23 protein-coding genes are annotated in these 21,619 nt (G+C 67.7%); 10 read left to right on the forward strand and 13 right to left on the reverse strand.

Annotated elements, in window-relative coordinates; genetic code table 11:
• The 4 genes from ACO07Z_RS18855 to ACO07Z_RS18870 form a co-directional block, all read right to left on the reverse strand.
• Positions 1–807, reverse strand: a complete 807-nt coding sequence (locus ACO07Z_RS18855) for an ABC transporter permease (protein ID WP_421700109.1) — start codon at positions 805–807, stop codon at positions 1–3.
• The gene (locus ACO07Z_RS18860) at positions 804–1,709 is read right to left on the reverse strand and encodes an ABC transporter permease (RefSeq protein WP_421700110.1); all 906 of its coding nucleotides are present in this window, start codon (positions 1,707–1,709) and stop codon (positions 804–806) included. Before ACO07Z_RS18860 ends, ACO07Z_RS18855 begins: the two co-directional genes overlap by 4 nt.
• A 69-nt stretch (positions 1,710–1,778) precedes the next feature.
• Positions 1,779–2,942: an ABC transporter substrate-binding protein gene (locus tag ACO07Z_RS18865; protein ID WP_421700111.1), complete on the reverse strand. Its 1,164-nt coding sequence runs from the start codon at positions 2,940–2,942 to the stop codon at positions 1,779–1,781.
• A 44-nt stretch (positions 2,943–2,986) separates the two neighbouring features.
• The gene (locus ACO07Z_RS18870) at positions 2,987–3,481 is read right to left on the reverse strand and encodes a nucleoside deaminase (protein WP_421700112.1); all 495 of its coding nucleotides are present in this window, start codon (positions 3,479–3,481) and stop codon (positions 2,987–2,989) included.
• A gap of 386 nt (positions 3,482–3,867) precedes the next feature.
• Here ACO07Z_RS18870 and ACO07Z_RS18875 point away from each other — a divergent pair, with 386 nt between their 5' ends.
• On the forward strand, positions 3,868–4,830 hold the full coding sequence (locus tag ACO07Z_RS18875) for a LysR family transcriptional regulator (protein WP_421700113.1): 963 nt from the start codon (positions 3,868–3,870) through the stop codon (positions 4,828–4,830).
• 12 nt (positions 4,831–4,842) lie between these two features.
• Here the strand turns inward: ACO07Z_RS18875 and ACO07Z_RS18880 are convergent, their stop codons facing one another.
• The 3 genes from ACO07Z_RS18880 to coxB are packed head-to-tail and all read right to left on the reverse strand — an operon-like array spanning position 4,843 to position 8,518.
• A complete protein-coding gene (locus tag ACO07Z_RS18880) occupies positions 4,843–5,181 on the reverse strand; it encodes a hypothetical protein (RefSeq protein WP_421700114.1) in 339 nt (112 codons plus the stop codon).
• Entirely contained in the window at positions 5,178–7,721 is a 2,544-nt protein-coding gene (gene ctaD / locus ACO07Z_RS18885; RefSeq protein WP_421700115.1) for a cytochrome c oxidase subunit I, read from the reverse strand. The genes ACO07Z_RS18880 and ctaD overlap by 4 nt, the downstream gene beginning before the upstream one ends.
• Positions 7,722–7,729: 8 nt before the next feature.
• Entirely contained in the window at positions 7,730–8,518 is a 789-nt protein-coding gene (gene coxB, locus ACO07Z_RS18890) for a cytochrome c oxidase subunit II (protein WP_421700116.1), read from the reverse strand.
• Between coxB and ACO07Z_RS18895 the strand changes: the two genes are divergently transcribed.
• Positions 8,423–8,932: a DUF2231 domain-containing protein gene (locus tag ACO07Z_RS18895; RefSeq protein ID WP_421700117.1), complete on the forward strand. Its 510-nt coding sequence runs from the start codon at positions 8,423–8,425 to the stop codon at positions 8,930–8,932. The two genes, coxB and ACO07Z_RS18895, sit on opposite strands and share 96 nt — an antisense overlap.
• Here the strand turns inward: ACO07Z_RS18895 and ACO07Z_RS18900 are convergent.
• The 4 genes from ACO07Z_RS18900 to ACO07Z_RS18915 all read right to left on the reverse strand — a co-directional run bounded on the left by ACO07Z_RS18900 (position 8,893) and on the right by ACO07Z_RS18915 (position 13,294).
• Positions 8,893–9,399, reverse strand: coding sequence for a CopD family protein (locus ACO07Z_RS18900; RefSeq protein WP_421700118.1), 507 nt, complete (start codon positions 9,397–9,399; stop codon positions 8,893–8,895). The genes ACO07Z_RS18895 and ACO07Z_RS18900 overlap by 40 nt on opposite strands.
• Positions 9,396–10,154 carry a cytochrome c oxidase assembly protein gene (locus tag ACO07Z_RS18905; protein ID WP_421700119.1) on the reverse strand — a complete coding sequence of 253 codons (759 nt, stop codon included), beginning with the start codon at positions 10,152–10,154 and terminating at the stop codon, positions 9,396–9,398. The genes ACO07Z_RS18900 and ACO07Z_RS18905 overlap by 4 nt, the downstream gene beginning before the upstream one ends.
• A gap of 48 nt (positions 10,155–10,202) precedes the next feature.
• Entirely contained in the window at positions 10,203–12,545 is a 2,343-nt protein-coding gene (locus ACO07Z_RS18910) for an FdhF/YdeP family oxidoreductase (RefSeq protein ID WP_421700120.1), read from the reverse strand.
• A gap of 110 nt (positions 12,546–12,655) precedes the next feature.
• On the reverse strand, positions 12,656–13,294 hold the full coding sequence (locus ACO07Z_RS18915; protein WP_421700121.1) for a pyridoxamine 5'-phosphate oxidase family protein: 639 nt from the start codon (positions 13,292–13,294) through the stop codon (positions 12,656–12,658).
• 161 nt (positions 13,295–13,455) lie between these two features.
• On the opposite strand from ACO07Z_RS18915, the gene ACO07Z_RS18920 reads away from it, so the two are divergent.
• Positions 13,456–13,710: a BrnA antitoxin family protein gene (locus ACO07Z_RS18920; RefSeq protein WP_421700122.1), complete on the forward strand. Its 255-nt coding sequence runs from the start codon at positions 13,456–13,458 to the stop codon at positions 13,708–13,710.
• 145 nt (positions 13,711–13,855) lie between these two features.
• On the opposite strand, the gene ACO07Z_RS18925 is transcribed toward ACO07Z_RS18920, so the two are convergent.
• Positions 13,856–14,122: a hypothetical protein gene (locus ACO07Z_RS18925; protein ID WP_421700123.1), complete on the reverse strand. Its 267-nt coding sequence runs from the start codon at positions 14,120–14,122 to the stop codon at positions 13,856–13,858.
• Between the two features lie 156 nt (positions 14,123–14,278).
• Here ACO07Z_RS18925 and ACO07Z_RS18930 point away from each other — a divergent pair, with 156 nt between their 5' ends.
• The 7 genes from ACO07Z_RS18930 (at position 14,279) to ACO07Z_RS18960 (ending at position 19,976) form a co-directional block, all read left to right on the forward strand.
• A complete protein-coding gene (locus ACO07Z_RS18930; RefSeq protein ID WP_421700124.1) occupies positions 14,279–14,590 on the forward strand; it encodes a PepSY domain-containing protein in 312 nt (103 codons plus the stop codon).
• Between the two features lie 31 nt (positions 14,591–14,621).
• Positions 14,622–15,281, forward strand: coding sequence for a hypothetical protein (locus ACO07Z_RS18935; RefSeq protein ID WP_421700125.1), 660 nt, complete (start codon positions 14,622–14,624; stop codon positions 15,279–15,281).
• A gap of 237 nt (positions 15,282–15,518) precedes the next feature.
• Complete coding sequence (locus ACO07Z_RS18940) at positions 15,519–16,838, forward strand: NtaA/DmoA family FMN-dependent monooxygenase (RefSeq protein WP_421700126.1); 1,320 nt, start codon at positions 15,519–15,521, stop codon at positions 16,836–16,838.
• Positions 16,839–16,881: 43 nt separating this feature from the next.
• Entirely contained in the window at positions 16,882–17,727 is an 846-nt protein-coding gene (locus ACO07Z_RS18945; protein WP_421700127.1) for a transporter substrate-binding domain-containing protein, read from the forward strand.
• Between the two features lie 25 nt (positions 17,728–17,752).
• Positions 17,753–18,478 (forward strand): ABC transporter permease, encoded by a 726-nt coding sequence (locus ACO07Z_RS18950; RefSeq protein WP_421700128.1) that lies wholly within the window; start codon positions 17,753–17,755, stop codon positions 18,476–18,478.
• Complete coding sequence (locus ACO07Z_RS18955) at positions 18,475–19,212, forward strand: ABC transporter permease (RefSeq protein WP_421700129.1); 738 nt, start codon at positions 18,475–18,477, stop codon at positions 19,210–19,212. The genes ACO07Z_RS18950 and ACO07Z_RS18955 overlap by 4 nt, the downstream gene beginning before the upstream one ends.
• Positions 19,209–19,976: an amino acid ABC transporter ATP-binding protein gene (locus ACO07Z_RS18960; RefSeq protein WP_421700130.1), complete on the forward strand. Its 768-nt coding sequence runs from the start codon at positions 19,209–19,211 to the stop codon at positions 19,974–19,976. The genes ACO07Z_RS18955 and ACO07Z_RS18960 overlap by 4 nt, the downstream gene beginning before the upstream one ends.
• Positions 19,977–20,134: 158 nt before the next feature.
• Here ACO07Z_RS18960 and ACO07Z_RS18965 read toward each other — a convergent pair whose 3' ends face one another.
• Positions 20,135–21,448, reverse strand: a complete 1,314-nt coding sequence (locus ACO07Z_RS18965; protein ID WP_421700131.1) for an NtaA/DmoA family FMN-dependent monooxygenase — start codon at positions 21,446–21,448, stop codon at positions 20,135–20,137.
• Positions 21,449–21,619 lie beyond the last annotated feature (171 nt).

A 21,619-nucleotide genomic window follows, 5' to 3' on the forward strand; every position in this document is an offset into this window, starting at 1 on the left:
TCATCCTTTCCGGCGGGCCGCGCGGCCGGAGAAGCGGCCGAGCAGCAATTGGGCGAGCACGATGAGGGTGATGCTGACGCCGAAGACGATGGCGCCGATGGCGTTGATGCGCGGGCTGACCTGCCCCTGCAGCATGGCGAGCACGCGCACTGGCAGGGTCTCGTTCACCCCGGAGACGAACCAGGCGATCATGAATTCGTCGAAGGAAACGGCCGCCGTGAGAAACACCGCTGCGAGGATCGCCGGCAGGCAGAACGGCACGATGACGCCGAACATGGTCGCCCAGGGCGAGGCGCCGAGATTCCACGCGGCGCGCTCGATATCGGGGTCGAGATCGGCGAGCCGCATCCGCACCAGCGCCATGGCGAAGGGGGTGCTGAGCACGACATGGCCGACGATGATGCCTGTCAGCGTGCCCGACAGCCCGACCCGCCCCTCGAAAGTGAGCAACGCCACGCCGAGAATGACCACCGGCACGGTCGGCGGCAGGGCGGCGAGGGCGAGATAGACCGACTTGCCGAGGAAGCGGTAGCGGTAATCGATATAGGCGGCGGAGAAGCCGAGAAAGGTGGCGATGACGCAGGTGACGCCGGCGACAACGAGGCTGTTCATCAGCCCCCGCTGGATGGTCGCGTCGGCGAAGATCGCCTCGTACCATTGCAGGCTGAACCCGCCCCAGGGCAGGCTGGGGAAACGGTCGGCATTGAACGAGAACACGATGGTCGAGACGATGGGCGCGAAGATGAAGGCGAACACCAGAGCCGTGTAGACGACCAGCAGGAGGCGGCGGAGCGCGGCCATGCTCATGCCCTGCCTTTCCGCCGGCCATAGGCAAGGCCGATCATCACCAGCATCACCACCATCAGCGTCACGATCATCATCACCGCGACCACGGAGGCGCGCGGCCAGTTGTTGCCGGACTTCACCTGGTCGGCGATGAGGATGCTGAGCGTGGGCGGCTTGGAGCCGCCGAGATAGGTCGGCGCGACGTAGTCGCCGAAGGCCAGCACGAAGGCGAAGGTGCCAGCGACGATGAGCCCGATGCGGGCCGAGGGGATGATCACCGTCGCGATGGTGCGAAAGCGGCCGCAGCCGAGATTATGCGCGGCTTCGATGAGGGTGCGCGGCACATTGGCGAGGGCGAAGGTCTGCAGCAGCACCACGAGCGGCAAGGTGAGCACGAGATAGCCCACCACCGTGCCGGTCGGCGTGTTCAGCACGTGCAGCGGGCCGAGGCCGAGCGGCACGAGCACGGTGTTGATGATGCCCTGCGGGCTAAAGAAGATCTGGGTGGAATAGATGCGCACGGGATAGCTGGTGAAGAACGGCACCACCAGCATGAAGATCATGAAGCGCCGCGCCGCCGGGCTCACCTTGTAGGCCAGCGTATAGGCCGCCGGGAACGCCGCCACGCTGGCGATGACGGCGGTGAGCACCGAGAGCCAGAAGGTGTAGACATAGGCGTTGCGGAAGAAGCTGGCGTTGAGGATGAACACCCAGTTGGCCAGCGTCGAATCCGGCGTCAGGCGGAAGTTCTTCACCGACCAGAAGGTCATGGCGACGAGGAAGCCGAGCGGCACCAGGAAGAACGCGGCCTGCCACAGCGCCGGCGGCGCGCCCCAGAACAGGGCGAAGCGTGCGCCGGTGGCACGGCGCGACGGCACCGTCGCAGGCGGGGGCGTCGAGGAGGCAGGTACGGTTTCGCTCATGAAGCCTTCGGGGCTCGTGCCGGGCAAAGCAAGACCGGCGGGCGGCGCGCGGCCGCCCGCCGGGGCGGGTCACATCGCCTTGAATTCCGACCAGACATCGTTCCACTGCTCGATGCTCTGCTGCACCGGCGTCTTGCGGATGAAGATCTTGCCGTCCTTGTACTCGTCCATGACGTTGCGAGCGTCGAAGGTGTGGCGCAGCGCCTTGGCCTCGGCGAGGTGCTGCTTGTTGAGCAGTTCCCAGCCCTTCTTGTTGGGGATCGAGGCCCAGTAGGCCGGCATGATCGAGGAGCGCACCTGTCCCTCGGGCGAGGACATGTACTGGATGAAGGCCTTGGCGAGGTCCTTCTTGGTGGAGGAGGAGACGATGGACATCGATTCCGTCCACTGGATGCCGCCCTCGTCCGGCACGGTGGCGGAAACCGGCACGCCGTTCTTCTGCAGGAGCAGCACCACCCAGTCGCCGACGCCGGGAATGGCGGCGGCGGTGCCGTTGGTCAGCATGGAGAACTGGTCGGCCATGGAATAGAAGCCGGCGGTCTGCGGCTTCAGCGAGAACAGCGTCTCCTTCAGCTTGCCGAAGGCGGCGTCGGAAATGTCGAAGGGCGGCTTGTTGCCGTCATAGAGGCTGAGGCAGCCCATGGTCGGCAGGTACCAGTCGAAGAAGCCGAGCTTGCCCTTGATCTTGGGGTCCCACAGCGCCTTGTAGGACTTCACGTCGGCTTCCGAGAATACGTCGGTGCGGTAGGCGATGCCGAGATAGCCGAAGCGGATCAGCACCGAATAGAGATCGTCACCGACCCAGTGCGGCTCGAACTTCTGGAACTCCGGCCAGTAATCGGCGAGCGGGTAGTCGGCCGGGTTCATCTTGTCGATGAAGCCGCCCTCTTTGAGCATGTGGATATATTCGGCATCGGCCAGCACCACGTCGAAGGAGCCCGGGGGCGACTGGTTCATCAGCGCCAGCATCGGCTCACCGCCAACATATTCCTTCGCGACGACCTTGACGCCGTATTTGTCCTCGAAAGGCTTCACCACCGCCGGGTCGGCATGGCCGGGCCAGGACAGCAGGTTCAGCACCTTGTCCTGCGCATAGGCGGGTTCCGGCGCGGTGGCGGTGACGCCGAGCGCGGCGGCGCCGGCGAGCGCACTGGCGCCCTGCAGCAGGCGGCGCCGGTTCATCGGGTGCAGCAGCGCGCGGAAATCGGTGATCGGACCGTCGAACTCGTTCATGTCGTCGTCTCCATCGGGAAGGGCGTTCGGGATTGGGCCGGCACTCACTGGAACGGGCTGAAGCCGGGCGAGGCCGCCCATTCGTCGAGGACCTCGCGGGCCTCGGTGGGGAGCAGGCGTTCGGCGGGGAGGGTGCGCTCGTGCAGATCGCTGCGGACCATGGTCGTCAGCGGCTCCAGCTTGAAGCCGATCTCGGCGCAGTCCTTCAGTGTGTTGGCGTAGTAGAGCCTGCGGATCTTCGCCCAGAACATGGAGGCGACGCACATCTCGCAGGGCTCGCAGGTGGTGTAGAGGTCGCAGCCCGAGAGATCCCAGGTCTTGAGGTTCCGCCCGGCGTCGCGGATCGCCTCGACCTCGCCATGCGAGGTGGCGTCGTGGTTGTTGATGACGTTGTTCACGCCCTCGCCGACGATCACCCCGTCCTTGACGATGACGCAGCCGAACGGCGCGGAGCCGTCCGCCCGCATCTTGTCGCGGCTGATCTCGATGGCGCGGCGCATGAAGGTTTCGTGGGGGCTCGGATCGACGACGCGGGACATGGGCGCTCCTTAAACGCTGGGGAGGGTGCCGGCGCACGGCCGAACGTCGCCGTCGCCGCCAGAAGCTGGCAGCGCTGGGTTCGTGCGGAAGGCATGGGCGCATCTCCCGAGGCCACGGGTTGCGGGGGGCTCTGCGTGGCTCGACGAGGCAGAGGCTAGAGACAAGCAGCCGCCATCGGCAAAGACGATTTTCCGATCACATATATAGGTTGAGCCTATGGTTTTTATTTATAGGCAGCAATGATCAAACCCCTGTTTGCGTAACGTATTGTTTGAAAACGAGTATTGGAAAATTCCTGCCTATAGATCATGCAAATGATGATTTGTTAGTCAGTTTGACAATTGGGCGATGGCGCGCAGAGTTGCCGGGTGAGCCGGGGCGATCCATGGATCTTCGTAAGCTGAAATACTTCGTGCAGATCACCGAAAGCGGCAATTTCTCCCGTGCCGCCGAAATGCTGCGCATCGCCCAGCCTTCGCTCAGCCAGCAGGTGAAGAACCTGGAGGACGAGCTGGGCGTCGAGCTGCTGCGGCGTCACGCGCGCGGCGTGACGCCGACCGAGATGGGCCAGCAGCTCTATGATCATGCCCGCCGTATCCTCGAAGAGGTGGAGCGGGTGAAGGACGTGGTGCGCTCGCAATCGGTCAACCCGTCCGGCCGCGTCGCTGTCGGGCTGCCGACCTCGGCCTGCCGCGGGCTCTCCATCCCGCTGATCACCGCCATGGCCGAGCGCCAGCCCAACATCACCCTGCGCGTGGTGGAGGCGATGACCGGCTATCTCGACGAGTTCCTGCAGGTGGGCCGGCTCGATGTCGCGCTGCTCTATGACCGGCGGGCGTTCGAGACCGTCGCCTGGACCGAGCTGATGGTCGAGGAGCTGATGCTGTTCGTGCCGCCGGGCCATGCGCTGGCGGCGAGCGGCGGGGTGACGCTGCGCGCCCTGTTCGAGCATCCCATCGTCCTGCCGGGCGCGCCCAATGTTCTGCGCACCGTCATTGAGCAGGTCGCCGCCCGCCACGACATCACGCCGGTGGCGATGGATTGCGACAGCCTGCCGGCCATCGCCCAGCTGGTGCAGCAGGGCCGGGCGCTGGCCGTCATGCCGCATTTCGCCTTTGTCGAGGAGATGCGGCGCGGCGAGATGGTGGCCGTGCCCATTCTCGACCCGACGCCATCCTGGCGCCTGTCGGTGGTGGTGTCGCCGCGCACCATGAACCCGCGCGGCAGCGACGCGGTGGCCAAGGTGATGGCGGATGTGATCGCGGGCCTGGTCGAGGCCGGTGTCTGGCGGGCGCGGCTGCGCTCCGACAAGGCCCGGGGCGAGGCCGCGCGCGCCGCCTCCCGTTGAGTGGGCGACCGCTCAGCCGAGGCCCGGCCCGCAGCTGGTCGCCACCAGCACCGGCGCGAGGCTGAACAGGGTGGCACCCAGACCGATCCACAGGCCGAGCCGGGGGAGGTCCGCCTCCGGGCCGAGCGCGGTCTTCACCCGCCCCAAAAGGCCGAGGCAGATCAGCGCTCCGGCGAGGGCGGGGAGGGCGATGGCGAGCCGGTGCAGGCTGACCGGCCCGACCGCGACCGCCGGCCAGCCGAGTTCGCACCCCATGCCGTGCAGGCCATAGGCGAGGGAGAACGCCGCCGCCCACACCGTCGGCCCGGCGATCAGCCAGCCGAGCCAGACCATGCCGCCCGCCGGCCTCACGACGCCGCCTCCTGCGCCCACAGCGCGGCCAGCGTCACCGCGGCGGCGGCGACGGTGTAGCTCTGCCAGAGCCCGGCATTGCGCAGCGCGCCAGCGCGGCCCGGGGCCAGTTCGCCCCGCTTCGCCTGATCGAGCGCGAAGGCGGTGAACAGGGTAGCGATGGCGGTATGCAGGCCGATATAGGCGACCAGCGCGGCCCGCACCGCGTCCGCCGCGTGGCGCGTGGGGTCGGGCAGCTGCCAGAGCGCGAGCGCGAGGAGGAGGGCGAGCGCCAGCAGATTGGCGGCGAAGGCGGCCGGCAGCGCCGCCCCGGCGGAGCGCCCCGCTTCGATCCGCGCGAGCGCCCGGGGCAGACCGAGCGCGGCGACCGCCAGCAGGGCCAGGACCACTCCGGCGGCGAGGAGCAGCGTGCCATCCGCTTCCCAGCCCGGCCGGGCCGGGCCGGGCGAGACCAGCGCCAGGAAGGCTACCCCGAACAGCAGCGAGGCGAAGAAGGTGCCATTGGCGAACAAGAGGCTGACGAGGCCGCTGCGCGTCAGCGTCGCGCCATCGCCCGGCTGGACCGGCAGCATCAGCCGCGGCGCCACCTCGATCGGCGTGGCGTCGAGCGGCGCTACGGCGCGCCGCGCCCAGATCCAGATCAGCGTCACGACCGGGATCAGCGCCAGCGGCGCCAGCGTGTAGAGCCCGGCCAGCATCAGCAGCACAAAGGCGCAGATGGCGAGCGCCAGCAGCAGCGGCAGGCCGGTGTTGAAGGGCAGGATCGCCACATGTTCCGGCCGCGCCGTGCCCACCGAGGTGACGAGGATCTCGCGCCGGCCGCGCGGGGCGCCGGGCAGCAGGCCCTCGCCCTTCGCCAGATTCAGCATGGCGACGTCGGCCCCGGCCTGTTGCAGCGCCGGCCCCGGCAGCGAGGCGAAATTATAGTTGGGCGGCGGCAGCGCCATCGCCCAGTCGAGCGACGGCGCCTTCCACGGGTTGCGCACGCTGCGCTTGCCGAAGCCCGCCTGCAGAATCAGGTCGATGGCGAACAGCGCGAAACCGATGGTCATGACGAAGCCGAAGAAGGACGAGGAGAGGTTCAGCGCCGTCCATTCCGGGTTGTCGGGATAGGAGGGGATGCGGCGTGCCATGCCCATCAGCCCGGTGAGGTGCATGAGGAAGAAGGTGCCGTGGAAGCCGACGAGGATGAACCAGAACGCGGCTTCGCCCAGCCCGCGCACCCGGCGGCGGCCGCTCATCAGCGGCGTCCACCAGGCGACGCCGGCCAGCATGGGGAAGACGAAGCCGCCGATCAGCACATAATGCAGATGCGCGGTCACAAAAGCGGTGTCGTGCGCCTGCCAGTTGAATGGCACCACCGCCAGCATGACGCCGGTGAGGCCGCCCATGACGAAGGTGAAGAAGAAGCCGAGAATATAGAGCATCGGCAGCTTCAGTTCCGGCCGGCCGCGCCACAGCGTGGCGATCCAGGCGAAGATCTGCACGGCGGTGGGCACCGCCACCAGCATGGAGGCGGCGGAGAAGAAGGCCAGCGCCAGATGCGGGATGCCGACCGTGAACATGTGGTGCACCCACAGGCCGAAGCTGAGGAACACCATACCGAGAATGGCGGCGACGATGGCGCCATAGCCGACGATCTGTGTGCGGCACAGCACCGGAATGACGGTGGAGAGCACGCCCGCCGCCGGCAGGAAGATGATGTAGACCTCGGGGTGGCCGAACAGCCAGAACAGGTGCTGCCACAGCAGCGGGTCGCCGCCGCGTTCGGGATCGAAGAACGGCCAACCGAAGGCGCGCTCCATCTCCAGCAGCACTGAGCCGAGGATGAGCGGGGGAAAGCCCGCCAGCATCATCGCCGCCGTACCCAGCATGTACCAGGCGAAGAGCGGCATCTGCGTCAGCTTCATGCCCGGGGCCCGCAGGCGCAGGATGGAGACCATCAGCTCGATCGCCGCCGACAGCGCCGAGATTTCAACGAAAGTGACGCCGAGCAGCCAGACATCGGCATTGATGCCCGGCGAATAGGTCTTGCCGGACAGCGGCGTGTACATGAACCAGCCCTCGCCGGGGGCGACGCCGGCGAGCAGGGCGGCGATGAGGATGCAGCCGCCGAGCAGGTAGCACCAATAGCCCAGCGCCGAGAGGCGGGGGAAGGCGAGGTCGCGCGTGCCGAGCATCTTCGGCAAGAGATACATCGCCAGCCCTTCCAGCATGGGAATGGCGAACAGAAACATCATGATGCTCCCGTGCATCGTGAAGATCTGGTTGTAGAGCGCGGTGTCGAGAAAGGCCCCGTTGGGGGTCGCCAGCTGCGCCCGGATCAGCATGGCCAGCAGCCCGCCAATGCCGAAGAACACGAAGGCCGTCACCATGAAGCGCAGGCCGAGCGTGGTGTGGCTGACGGCGGTGACCTGCCCCCACAGGCCCGGCGCGTTGCGCCAGACGCGGTCCAGCTCCCGGTGAAGGCCGAGCGCGCGCTGCGGCGGATTGGCGGGGATGGCGGCGGGGTCGGGGGGCGTGTTTATGGGGGTGCTCATGGACGTGTTCATGGGCGCGGGCCCTCCGGCGACACGGGCGGCCATTGGGCGGGATCGTGCGCGATCACCTCGAAGCGCATGGCCGCGTGTTCCAGCCCGCAGAACTCGGCGCACAGCCCCTCATAGGTGCCGGGCTGCGCGGCTTCGAGGCGCAGCCGGTTCTCGCGGCCGGGGATGGCGTCCATCTTGCCGCCGAGCTGCGGCACCCAGAAGGAATGGATCACGTCGGACGAGGTAATGAGCACATCCACCGGCCGGCCGGCGGGAATGTGCAGCACGCCCTCGGACGTAACCGGACCTTCCGCGCCGGGATGGCTGAAGCTCCACGCCCATTGCCGCGCATGGGCGCGCACTTCCAGCGCCGGGCCGTGCGGCAGGATGCGCTCGCCGACCCAGAGCGCGGCGACGAGGATGAGGCTGAGCACGCCGAGCGAGAACCACACCCCCATGCCGAACACCCAGCGCCCTTCCGTGATGGCGCGCGGCCGGCCGAAGCCGAGGGCGACGAGCACGAACACCATCAGCGCCAGCGCCGTCGCCCCGGCCAGCAGCCCCCACCACAGAAAGGCAATGTCCTGCGCAATGGGTCCCGCCGGGGTCAGCGTGGAAAGCGGGCCCTTGCATCCCGCGAGGACAAGGGGAACCAGCGCGAGGGCTGCGCACTTGCCCGGTGAGAACGACCGCCATGCGAAGGAGGCCAGATGGACGCCCGCCCCGACCTGTTCGACCCGCTGGAAGAGCGGCGCGCGCTTGAGGACACGGAATCGAAGATCGCGATTTCCGGCCATCCCCTGCATGCCATGCTGGTCACCTTCCCCATCGCGCTGTCCTTCAGCACGCTCGGCGGCGATCTGCTCTATCTCTGGACCGGCAACAGCTTCTGGTCGCATGTCTCGGCCTATGCGGTGTTCGGCGCCTTCGCCATGGGCGTGCTGGCGGGGATCACCGGCGCGGCCGAACTCTTGATGGTGCGCGGCATCCGCAACCGTTCCGCCAGCTGGACGCATTTCATCCTGGCAGTGATGCTGCTCTCGCTCATCGGCATGAACTGGATCATCCGCATCGGCGATCCCGACGGCGCGGTGCTCCCCGTCGGGCTGGCGCTGTCGCTGGTCATGGCCGGAATGACCGCCTTGACCGGCTGGCATGGCGGAAAACTCGTCTTCGACTATCAAATCGGCACCAGAGCGTCGGGCAGTGAGCGGCCCTGAGGGGTGGTGAGCGCCGCCGGCAGCGCCTCGATCAGCGGCTGCAGGTCCGGCTTGGCGAGCACGAGATAGAGCACCGCGCTCATGCAGATGAGGCTGGCGGGGAGGGCGGCGATGGCGTGCGGCATCTGGTAGGAGCCGCGCCCCTCAGAAGCCTCGACATTGAGATGGCCGAGCCAGGCATGGGCGAGCACCATGCCCGCCACCGCCACCAGCTTCGCCACCAGCCAGGGCTGGGTGATGTCGGCGGCGAAGATCAGCGCCGTGCCGGCGGCGATGGCGATGATCGCCGCCGGGGTGACGATGCGCGTATAGGCGGCGTGCATTAGCAGGCGGAATTCGGTGAAGCCCGCTTGGGTGCGGACTTCCTCTCGCCGGCCATAGATCTGCAGCACCAGCGGCATGGCCACCAGCCCGGCGCACCACAGGCTGAGGGCGGCGATGTGCAGCGTCTTCAGCAGCGCGATCATGTCAGGCTCGCCTCGCGCCAGCCGCGCCGCAGCAGCAGCGCGCCGAGCAAAGCAAGGGGCAGCATGCCCGGCACCCACATGATGAGCCCGGCCAGTTGCTGGTCGGCGAGGGCGCTGAGTCCATAGGCCTCGGTGACGCCGAGATGCTGGAGATAGAGCAGGCGCGGGGCGAAGGTGAGGATGGCGCCGATCAGCCCCATCTGCCCGGCCAGCGCCAGCACCAGCCCGACGGAGGCGACGCGTTCAGCCGGACGCTCCGCCGCGAACAGCGACGACCAGAAGGCGAGGCCCGAGACAAGCAGGCCCGCCTGCATCAGCCAATAGGCGCCATGGCTGTTCCAGGCCAGCGTGTAGGCCGCCGGCAGGTGCCAGAGCCAGAGGAACAGCGACAGGCCGAGAAAGCCGCCGATGCGGGCGAAGGGCAGGCGGAGCGGGAAGGCCAGCGCCAGTGCCGGCGCCGCGACGAGCACCAGGACGAGGTGATGCAGCCCGCGCGCGGAAAACAGCGCCACTGTGAGCGCGCAGAGCGGCGAGACGAAAGCGAGGAACAGCGCCCCCGCCGCCAGCGCCGCCGGCCCGCGCGGCACATCCCGGCGCAGGGCGGCGAGCACAAGCGGCGCCGCGCAGAGGGCGAGCGGCAGCGGCGCGAGGTTCCACGCCGTCAGCAGGTTTTCAGGCGGGGGACCGCAATAGGGAACGATCGGGTCCAGCTGCGACCTCCGTAGCTTGTCGTGGCGCCGAGCCTCCCCCGCCAAGGCGCGCGGTAGCGAGAAACGCCGCGCGGTAGCGGGAAACGCCTTCGCCTAACGCGCCGCTGCGGCAGGGGTTCCGGTGGAAAGCGTGGCGTCTTCCCTAACGGCACGTCCGTCCGGCCGGACCCGAATCGGCACCGATTTCGCCGCCGGGGTCTTGCTGCCCTCGGCATGGTGCCAGAGCGGGATCAGCGCGTTGCATTCCGGGAAATAGGCGGCGCAGGTGCCGGGCGGCAGGTCGTAGTCGATGACCTGGAAGCCGCCCATGGCGCGGTGGATGCCGTCATCCACCGCCGTCACCAGCTGCGCTTGGCCGTCCTCGGTGAGGCCGAGGCGGATGCGGTCGTCGCGGTTCATCATCACCACCCTGCGCGAGCCATGAATGCCGCGCAGCCGGTCGGCATAGCCATAGACCGTGGTGTTGAACTGGTCGTTGGAGCGCAGCGTGATCAGGCGCAGCACATCGGCATCGCGGCCGTCGTCGAAGCTGGCGGAAAGCGCCTTGGGCCGGGTGAAGTTCGCCTTGCCCGATTCCGTCTCCCAGCGCCGCTCGCGCGCCGCGACCGGCCGGGGAAAGCCGCCGGGCGTGTCGAGCCGGGCGTTGAAGGCGCGGAAATCGGCGGGGAAGGTCTCCTCGATCGCCTCGCGCACCCGAGCATAATCCTCCACCCAGCGGTCCCACGGCACGCGCGGATTGGGTGGCAGCGTCGCCTTGGCGATCTCGGCGACGATGCGCGGCTCGGAGAGCAGCGTGTCGGCGGCCGGCTCGAACTTTCCACGCGAGGCATGGATGCAGGTGGTGGAATCCTCCATCGTCACCACCTGCGGCCCGGTGGCCTGCCGGTCGATTTCGGAGCGCACCAGCGTCGGTAGCAGATAGCTGGTCTTCGCGGTGATGAGATGGCTGCGGTTCAGCTTGGTGGCGATCTGCACGCAGAGGTCGAGATCGCGCCACTTTTCCTCCATCAGCTCGCGCTCGGGGATGGCGCGGACGAAATTGCCGCCGAGGCCGATAAACGCCCGGACCTTGCCGGCGATCACCGCCTCGCAGGCTTCCACCGTGTTCATGCCGTCGGCGCGCGGCGGCTCGAAGCCGAACTGCGCGGCGAGGCGGTCGAGCGGCACGAGTTCCGCCTTTTCGGCGATGCCGACGGTGCGCTGGCCCTGCACATTGGAATGGCCGCGCACCGGGCAGATGCCGGCGCCGGGCCGGCCGATATGCCCGCGCATGAGCAGAAGATTGACCAGCATCTGCACGGTATCGACGCCGAGCCGATGCTGGGTGAGGCCCATGCCATAGATCGCGATCACCGCCCGGGCATGGGCGAAGGTGTGGGCGGCGGCCTCGATTTCCGCCTGGGCGAGGCCGGATTCGTGCTCGATCTCCGCCCATTCCGTCGCCCGCACCATCGCCTCGAAGGCGGGGAAGCCGTCCGTGTGCGCGGCGATGAAGTCCGCGTCCAGCACCCGCGCGCGGCCGAGCGCCTGCGCCTTGTCGTCCAGCGCCAGCAGCGTCTTGGCCATGCCGATCATGGCGGCAATGTCGCCGCCGGCGCGCACCTGATAATATTGCGTCGCGATGGTGGTCGGCTCGTTGGTCAACATCTGGCCGGGCCGCTGCGGGTTGACGAACTCCTCCCAGCCCTTTTCGCGCAGCGGATTGAACACCACCACCGGCACGTCGCGTTCCCGCGCCTCCTGAAGCTGGTGCAGCATGCGCGGCGAATTGGTGCCGACATTCTGGCCGAAGGAGAGGATGCAGTCGGTCTCCTTGAAGTCGTCCAGCAACACGGTGCCGACGGGCGTGCCCAGCGTCGGCGGCAGGGCGACCGACGTGGTCTCGTGGCACATGTTGGAACTGTCGGGCAGATTGTTGGTGCCGTAGAGCCGGGCGAGCAGCTGGTACATGTAGGAGGTTTCCAGCGAGGCGCGGCCGGAGGCGTAGAACACCGCCTCATCGGGCTGATAGCCGCGCAGCTTCGCGCCGATATCGGCGAAGGCATCCTCCCACGCCACTTCGACATAGCGGTCGAGGCGGGCGTCGTAGCGCATCGGATGGGTGAGACGGCCTTCGTTCTCAAGGTCGTAATCCGACCAGTCGAGCAGTTCGGAGACGGTGTGCTGGGCAAAGAAGTCCGGCGTTGTGCGCCGGGAGGTCACGTCCCAGAAGGTGGCCTTGGCGCCGTTCTCGCAGAATTCGGCCGCGTGCGGCTGGGCCGGCTTCGCCCAGGCGCAGCTGGTGCACATATAGCCGCCGGTCTTGTTGTGGTCCTTCACCAGCGCCGCCACGGCGGAAACGGCGTGCTGCTCGGTGGAATGTTTGAGCAGGGACTTTGCCGACCCCCAGCCGCCGACGGGTTGATCATAGGTGGCGTGCCGGGCGCGCTCGGTCATATCGGTCTCCTTGGCTGTGAGACGCTAATGGCCTGGCGGCGCTTCCGTTCCGGCGGCGCTCGCGCGCCGGCCGGACACTTCGGTGTGAGGGGGCAGGGGCGGAGGCCCGCTCAGCCCCCGGCCTGCGGCCCCTCGCCGGCGAGGCGGGCGCGCAGCGCGGCATTCTCCGCCTCCAACTCCGCCAGCCGGTCGCGCAGTGGGCGGACGGCCTCGGTGATCTCGGCCTCGGTGAAGCGCGGGGTGATGTGCTGCGGGCAGTTCCAGTCGAACGCGTCGAGCCGCAGACGGAACAGGCGCTCGGGCCGGGCGCGGTAGCCCTGCGGGCTCAGCTTTTCCGTCAGCTCCGCGTCGGCGTCGAGCGTGAGAACCTCGGCATGGGCATAAATCTTGAGCCGGGTGCGCCTGGGATAATCCATCAGGAACAGGCAGGTGCGGCTGTTGGCGGCGACATTGCCGGTGCTGATATATTGCCGGTTGCCGCTGTAATCGGCGAAGGCGAGGGTGCGCTCGTCGATGACTTTGAGAAAACCGCGCGGCCCGCCGCGATGCTGCACATAGGGCCAGCCGGTTTCCGACACGCTGGCGATGTAGAAGCTGTCGCGCTGGGCGATGAAGGCTTCTTCGCTGCGCGAGAAGCGGTCGGAGGCGCGGTCGCCGCGAAAATCCTCCCAGAGATGCGCGACGCCCATTTCCTCCTGCGCCGCCCGGACGCTGGGGGTGATGGCGATGTCGAGAAAGCCGTAGGACATGGCGAACCTCCGGGCGCTGTGCCAGCGGCACGCCCTTGCTTGGGCAGCAAGAGTGGGGGCGGGGGCGCTGGCGCGCAAGGCTTAGCTGTCCGCCGTCGGCCGGCGCGGCTGGCGGCGCGGCGGGAATGAGTTGTAAGCTGCGGCCGATTCGAGGATCCCCGATGGCCATGACCCCCACACGACGCGGCAGCGGTTCGGCCCGCGATATCGCCGAAGCCGCCTTCAAGAGCGCGACCGCCAAGCCGGCACCGGTGGTGGAAAAGCCTGCGCCGGCGCGGGCCACCTTGTCGCTGCCCAATGCCAAGGAGCTGGTCTCGCTGCGTCTCGACCGGGATGTGCTGGAGCATTTCCAGCAGGACGGCCCCGGCTGGCAGGAGCGGATGAACGCCGCGCTGCGCAAGGCGGCAGGGCTCTAGATCATTCCACCGTTTCACTGAATCCGTGGAATGATCTCATTCGTTGTTTTATCGCGTTTTCTTCACGCGATCCGGTAGCCACTTCGCTCGAAAATGCTTCACGCCCCGTCGTCAGGAGGCAGGGCGAGGCACGCCGGCCCCGGACTCAGGAAGCCGGTTTGCGGATCACCGGCGCGGCGTTGCAGGGCAGGGTCACGCAGCTTGGATTGGGATTGAGCTGACGCGAGGCCGGAGTCGGCTGCGCCGCGGGCTCCCAAGTCTGCGGCGGCTTGCCGGCCTGCTTCGGCACGGGGGTCGTCGCCCCCGGATTGCGCAGGCCGGGATTGCCCGAATATTGCGCCGAGGCGACGATCGCGCTGGCCGGAAGGGCCAGGGCGACGAGAACGGCCGTAAGCGGAAGGCGATTTTTCATGGCGTTTCCTTGCACGCGCCCCGGTTCCTAATCAAGCGCATCCTGCGTCGGCGTCAAGGGACGCGCCGCTCTGTTGCGTTTCGGTCGTGCGCCGCGCGGAACCGTTCTGCCTAAATGGCGTTCACTCCTCACAATTTGTGATCGGAGGGCCATCAGATGAAGCGCATTCTGCCTATTCTTGCTGCAATGGCGATCGCCGCGCCGGCTTGGGCGCAGACCCCGCCGGCGGCGCAGGACCCCAACACTCCCGCCGTGACCACCGAGAGCACGCCCCAGCCGGCGGAGCCCGCCAAGGGCGCCAACAGCTTCACCGAAGCGCAGGCGAAGGAGCGCATCGAGGCGCGCGGCTTCTCCGACGTGACCGGCCTCGCCAAGGACCAGGACGGCGTCTGGCGCGGCAAGGCGATGAAGGGCGGCGCCTCGCATGACGTGGCGCTCGACTATCAGGGCAACGTCTTTCCGAACTGATCTCACGCTGGCCCCTTAGGGAGGACCTATCATGGCGACTGTTTCCGGACTTTTCGACAATTACGACGACGCGCTCACCGCGGTGAACAAGCTGCAGGCTCTGGGCATCGACCGCGCGCAGATCAGCCTCGTGGCCAATAATTCCGACGACTGGTATGGCCGCGACAGCGCGACCACGACGACCGGCACCACCGCCACCCATGCCGATGGGCGTACGCATGAGCACCATGAGAGCCATGCCGGCGAGGGCGCGGCCACCGGTGCCGGCATCGGCGCCGTGCTCGGCGGCGCGGGCGGCCTGCTCACCGGCCTCGGCCTGATGGCGATCCCCGGCGTCGGCCCGGTGGTGGCGGCCGGCTGGCTGGTGGCGACCGGCGCTGGCGCGGTGGCCGGCGCGGCGGCGGGTGGCGCGGTCGGCGGCCTCGTCGGCGCGATGACCTCGGAAGGCGTGCCCGAGGAGCGGGCGCATGTCTATGCCGAGGGCGTGCGTCGCGGCGGCACCGTCGTTTCCGCCCGCGTGCCGGATGAGCGCGAGGCCGAAGCGCAGGCCATTCTCGACGCCGAGTCGGCCGTGGATGTGACCGCGCGCGAGCGCGTGTACCGTGACGAGGGCTGGACCCGCTTCGACCCCGACGCTCCCGCCTATACCGCGCCGGAAGTGCAGCGCGAGCGTTCCCGCTACCGCGCGTGATCGGCACGCGCTGCGGCGCGTGACGCGTGAATGATCAGGATGCCGGGCTCTCGGAGCCCGGCATTTCCTTTTGTCCGACGGGTCATAGGCACAATCTGCCGGCTTCTTGGGCAGGATTAATTCTAAAGCAGCCGACCAAGCTTCGCCTCTTCACGATACTCCCCCCGGGTGTCGCGCCCTTAACCTCTCCTGCGTGCCGGCGGAAGTCGGCGTGCGGATCAGGACAAAGGTGCGTGCATGACGGCGAATCCCTTCCATCTCGCCTGGTTTCTCCAGGGTTCCAGCGTCCAGGCCTGGGGCGAGCCGTGGACCGGCAATATCGGCCAGGACTGGATGAGCGCCGATCTCTTCGTCGACCTCGTGCGGTCGATGGAGCGCGCCTGCTTCGATTATCTGCTGATCGAGGATTCGATCTATGTCGGCGAGAACTGGCAGAATTCGCGCGACATCTTCCTGAAGGGCGGCATCTGCATCCCCCGGCAGGAGCCGAGCGTGGTGGCGACGCTGCTCGCCGCCTCCACCCGCAAGCTCGGCATCGTGCCGACGCTCTCGACCTTCGCCTATCACCCCTATCTCACCGCCCGCATCGTCTCCTCGCTCGACCAGATTTCGGGCGGACGCGCCGGCTGGAACATGGTGACCGGCTCGTCCGACTTCTCCGCCCAGAATTTCGGCATGGAGAAGCTGCCCGAGCACGATGAACGCTATCTGATGGCCGAGGAATATATCGACATCGTCAAGGGGCTGTGGGGCTCGTGGGAGCCGGGCGCCTTCCTCGACGACCGCGAGAACGGGGTGCTGATCGACCCCGCCAAGGTCCACACCATCGACTATGCCGGGAAATACTACGCCTCGCGCGGGCCGCTGAATTCGGGTCCGTGCCCGCAGGGCCAGCCTGTCATCGCGCAGGCCGGCGGCTCCAAGAGCGGGCGCAAGATCGCCGCCACCCATGCCGACACCATCGTCGCCGCGCCCAATGGCGTCGCCGCGATGAAGCAGTACCGCGACGATGTCCGCGCGCAGATGGCCGGGATGGGGCGCAACCCCGACGATTGCAAGATCCTGTTCCTGCTCTCGCCCATCGTCGCCGAGACCGAGGAACAGGCGAAGTGGGCGGCCGACCAGCGCCGCGTCTCCGCCGCGCAGAACCTCGATGCGCGCATGGCCCGCTTCGGCTGGAGCACCAATCTCGATCTCTCCGGCCTCGACCTCGACACGCCGGTGAGCCAGCTGACGCTCACCACAAACGGCCACCAGTCGAGCCTCTCGCAATTCCTCACCCGCGCGGGCGACAAGCCGCTGCGCCAGGCGATGATCGACCATGTGAGCTGCGGCTATTGCGTCGATGTCGTCGGCACCCCGGACAGCGTCGCCAGCCAGATGGACGAGATCATGCAGGAGGTGGGCGGCGACGGCTTCCTCATTGCCCTCGGCGATGTCTCGCGCCGCTCGGTGGCGACGATCACCGACGGGCTGGTGCCGGTGCTGCAGCGCCGGGGCCTGACCCGCGCCGCCTACACCCACCAGCATCTGCGCGACACGCTGACCGAATTCTGACCCCCCAGCATCCACCCCCGCCCCCCACCAGGACATGACGCCGATGATCTCCCGCCTTCCGCATCATCCTCTCCGCCGGGCCGGTACCCTCGCGCTCGGCCTGTTGCTGGCGACGGCCGGCCTCTCGGCCGCCTCCGCCGAGAAGCTCAAGCTCGGCAATGAGGGCGTCTATCCGCCCTTCTCCATGGTGGATTCCTCGGGCAACCTCACCGGCATGGAGCCGGAACTGGCGCGCGAGATGTGCAAGCGCATCGGCGCGGACTGCGACATCGTCGTGATGGATTTCAAGGCGCTGATCCCGTCCATGCTGCAGGGCAAGTTCGACGGCATCGTCACCCAGATTTCCCCCACGCCGGAGCGGATGGATAAGGCGCTGTTCGCCATGCCCATCGTCTATAATCCCGCGACCTTCGTGGTGAAGAAGGGCAGCAACTACACGCTGACCAAGGAAGGCGTCACCGGCAAGGGCCTGCGCATCGCGCTGCAGCGCGGCGCCTCCATGGTGCCCTACATCCACAAGCATTTCGGCAAGGACACCTTCGTCGAGGTCTATTACGACAATCCCGACCAGATGAAGCTCGACCTGCTCGCCGGCCGGCTGGACCTGATCTTCGATTCCAAGATCAACTGGACGCTGGAACTGATCGCCAAGCCCGAGGGCAAGGATTACGAACTCGCCGGCGGCGATCACTGGCTGGGCGACCCGTCCATCCCCGAGGCCGAGCGCGGCTATAGCTGGATCTTCCCGAAGAAGAGCGAGGCGCTGGTCAAGCGCGTCAACACCGCGCTCGCCGAGATGATCAAGGACTGCACCTACACCACCATCCGCAAAAAATACGTGCCGGTGGCGACGCTCTCGGCGGAAGCCGCCTGCGAGAAGACCAACTGACCGCGCGCCCAGCGGAGCCCGGCCGATGACCAATCTCTCCCCCGCCGACCTCGCAGGCTATCTGCGCCAGCTCGGCGAGGGAGCGCTGATCACGCTGGAGCTGTTCCTCACCAGTTTCGCGCTCGCCTTCACGCTGGGCGTGGCGATCGGCGTCGCCACGCTCTCGCGGAACCGGATCATCCGCGCGGCATGGCGGGTCTATGCCTCCATCTTCATGGGCGTGCCGTCGCTGCTGGTGATCTTCCTCATCTTCTATGGCGGCAGCGCCATGCTCGGCGCGGTGCTTGGCGAGTTCGGTTCCCGCATCGACATCTCGCCCTTCGGTGCCGGCGTGGCGGCGCTCGGCATCGTCTATGCCGCCTATATCGCTGAACTTGTGCGCGGGGCGATCGAGAACCTGCCCAAGGGCCAGTTCGAGGGCGCGCGGGCGCTTGCCATTCCCCCGCTCATCATGTGGGGGCGGGTGATCCTGCCGCAGGTGATGCGGCTCGCGCTTCCCGGCCTCGTCAATGTGTGGAGCTTCATGCTGAAGGAGACGCCGCTGGTGTCGCTGGCCGGGTTGCAGGACCTCGTCGCCGCCGCAAAGATCGCCGCCGGGGCGACCAAGGAGCCCTTCGTCTTCTTCATCGCCACCGCGCTGGTGTTCATCGCCTTCAGCGCCGCCAGCCTTTGGGTAGCGAACCGGCTGGAGGCCCGTCTCGACCGCGGCCAGCGCCGCGCGCCGCGTTCACCGAGCCGGGCCGAGGCATGAGCGCGCTGCCCATCGACTTCGCCCTCGCCTGGGAAAGCCTGCCGGCGCTGTTCGCCGGCCTGCGCGTGACGGTGTTCCTCACCGTGCTGCCGCTGATCATCGGGCTGATGCTGGCCTTTCCCATCTGCTTCGCCCGCATGTCGCCCCGGCGTGTGCTGTCGCTGTCGGCGGAGATCTTCGTCGTGTTCTTTCGCGGCGCGCCGCTGCTGATCCTGCTCTATCTCGTCTATTACGGCCTCGGCCAGATCGAGGCGCTGCGCGAGGGGCCGTTCTGGGTGCTGTTTGGCTCGCCCTTCGGCTGCGCCATCGTGGCGCTGAGCCTCAACCATGCCGCCTATATGGTGGAGGTGCTGCGCGGCAGCCTGCTCGCCGTGCCGCACGGGCTGGTCGAGGCCAGCGAGGCGCTCGGCATCACGAGGCGCAACATCTTTCTCTGGGTGCGCATGCCGCTCGCCCTGCGCTATGGGCTGAAAGCCTACCAGAACGAGGTGGTGAGCTTCGTCAAGGGCACGGCCATCGTCTCCGTGGTGACGATCACCGACCTGATGGCGGTGGCGAATGCGATCTTCGAGCAGACTTATGATCCGTTCACGCCGATCCTGTGCGCGGCGGCCTTCTACTGGGCCTTTGTCAATGTGCTGCGCCTCGGCTTCCAGTTCTGGGGCCGCTGGCTCAATCGCCACAGCGCCGAGGACGTCGCCGCCGTGCCGGCCGGGGGGAAGGTGACACCATGAGCCCGCGCGCGCTCCCCGCCGACCTCGCCGCCGTGCCGGCGATCCATCTCGCCGGGGTGGTGAAGCGCTATGGCACGCACCGCGCCCTGTCGGGGGTCGATCTCGATGTGCGGCGCGGCGAGAGGGTGGTGATCTGCGGCCCCTCGGGCTCGGGCAAGTCGACGCTGATCCGCTGCATCAACGCGCTGGAACGCCATGATGCCGGGCGGATCGTGGTCAATGGCGTCGAACTGACGGGCGATGAAGGCACGGTGCAGGACATCCGCCAGGAAGTCGGCATGGTGTTCCAGCACTTCAACCTGTTCCCGCACCTCACCGCGCTGGAAAACTGCATGCTGGCGCCGCGCCTCAACCGCGGGCTGTCAAAGGCGCAGGCGGAAAAGCTGGCCATGGCGCATCTGGAGCGGGTGCATCTGGCCGATCAGGCGCGCAAATACCCGGCGCGGCTTTCCGGCGGGCAACAGCAGCGCGTCGCCATTGCCCGCGCGCTGTGCATGGAGCCGCGCATCCTGCTGTTCGACGAGCCAACCTCGGCGCTCGACCCGGAAATGGTGAACGAAGTGCTCGGCGTGATGGAGGAACTCGCCGCCAGCGGTGTCACCATGGTCTGCGTCACCCATGAAATGGGCTTCGCCCGGCGCGTGGCGGATCGCTGCGTGTTCATGGACCGGGGCGAGATCGTGGAGGCGGGCGACGCCGCGCGCTTCTTCGACGCGCCGGAAAGCGAACGGCTGCGCCACTTTCTCGCGCAGATCCTGCGCTGAGGGGGCGGGCACCTCGACGACCCGTTCCCGCTTGAACCGTCATCCCGGCCGCGGCCGCAGGCGGCGAGCCGGGATCGCCCACCGGGCTACGCCAGCGATCCCGGACAGGACCTTCGGTCCTTCCGGGATGACGCTTTTGCAGGCCCACCGATGCCTTTTCAGAATTCCCGCAGCATCTGCCGCAGTGTGGCGCCTTCGGTGTAACTTGTGCGGGCGAGGCCGCGCCGCTGCAAGGCCGGCACCAGCCCCTCGCAGATATCGGTGATGTATTGCCGGCTGATATTGGCGGTAAAGGGCCGGGTGATGAGGAACCCGTCGCCGCCGACTTCCGCCATCACCTCGCCCATGCGCTCGGCCACTTGGTCGGGCGTGCCGATCAGCCCGTCGAGCCCGCGCGAGAGCTGGTCGGCACAGAGCTGGCGCAGCGTCTTGCCCGAGCCCCATTGCTGGAAGGCGTCGAGCGAGCCCTGCTCGCCATTGGTGGTGAGGTGGGGCAGGGGGGCGTCGAGGTCGAATTTCGAGAAGTCGATGTCGGTGATGGCGGCGATCAGCGCCAGCGCCTTCTCGCAATAATCCGGCGCCTCGATGATGCGCGCGGCCTTGGCCTTCGCCTCTTCCTCGGTCTCGCCGAGAATGGGGGCGACGACGAACAGCACCTTGATCTCGTCCGGGTCGCGCCCGCCGGCCTGTGCCCGCGCCCGCACGTCGTCGCGATAGGCTTTGAGCCCGGCGACGCCCATGGAGGGGGCGATGATGCTGTCGGCGGTCATCGCCGCGAATTGCCGCCCGCGCGGCGACCCGCCGGCCTGCACAAAAGCCGGGCGCTGCTGCGGCGAGGGCACGCAGTTGAGCGGGCCGCGGCTCTTGAAATACTTGCCCTCGAAATGGATCGGCCGGACCTTGGAGGCGTCGGCATAGGTGCCGGTGGCGCGGTCGCGCACCACGGCGTCGGCATCCCAGCTGCCCCAGAGCTGCTTGACGAGTTCGACATACTCGTCCGCCATGTCGTAGCGCTCCTGGCGCGGCGGCAGCTTGTCCATGCCGAAATTCTCGGCGGCGAGATCCTCGCCCGTGGTGACGATGTTCCAGCCGAAGCGGCCCTTGCAGATGCTGTCCAGCGTCGAGCACAGGCGCGCCAGCATGAAAGGCGGGTAGGCCATGGTGGAAAAGGTCGCCACCACGCCGAGATGGGTGGTGTGGGCGCCGATCAGCGCCGCCATCGGCGAGGGGTCCGCCTTCGGACCCATGATGTTGTGCTTGAGATAGACCTCGTTAGAGCCGCCATAGGCCTCGGAGATCATCAGCGTGTCTTCGAGCATGATGTAGTCGAAACAGGCGCGCTCCATGGCCTTGGCCATGTCGATGTAGAACCCGCCATCCCAGGGGTCGCCGCCGCCGCCGGTGAACGGCTTGGTCCATTCGTCGACCGCGAAATTGGTGAACCAGCCGAGATGGAGTGGCCGTGGCGCCATGATACCTGCCCTGTCTGCCCGTTACCGATAGGCCGAGGCTAGGGCGGGGCTCCCTGTCCGTACCATCGCGAAAAGCCCAAGCGATGTTCGCGTCCCGGCGGCTCATCCTTGGGCAGCGGGGCAGAGGATGTTCAAACCCTGGGCAATTACCTCCATCGCCATGATGCGCCG

This window comes from Ancylobacter sp., from assembly GCF_965229075.1.
Classification (GTDB): domain Bacteria; phylum Pseudomonadota; class Alphaproteobacteria; order Rhizobiales; family Xanthobacteraceae; genus Ancylobacter.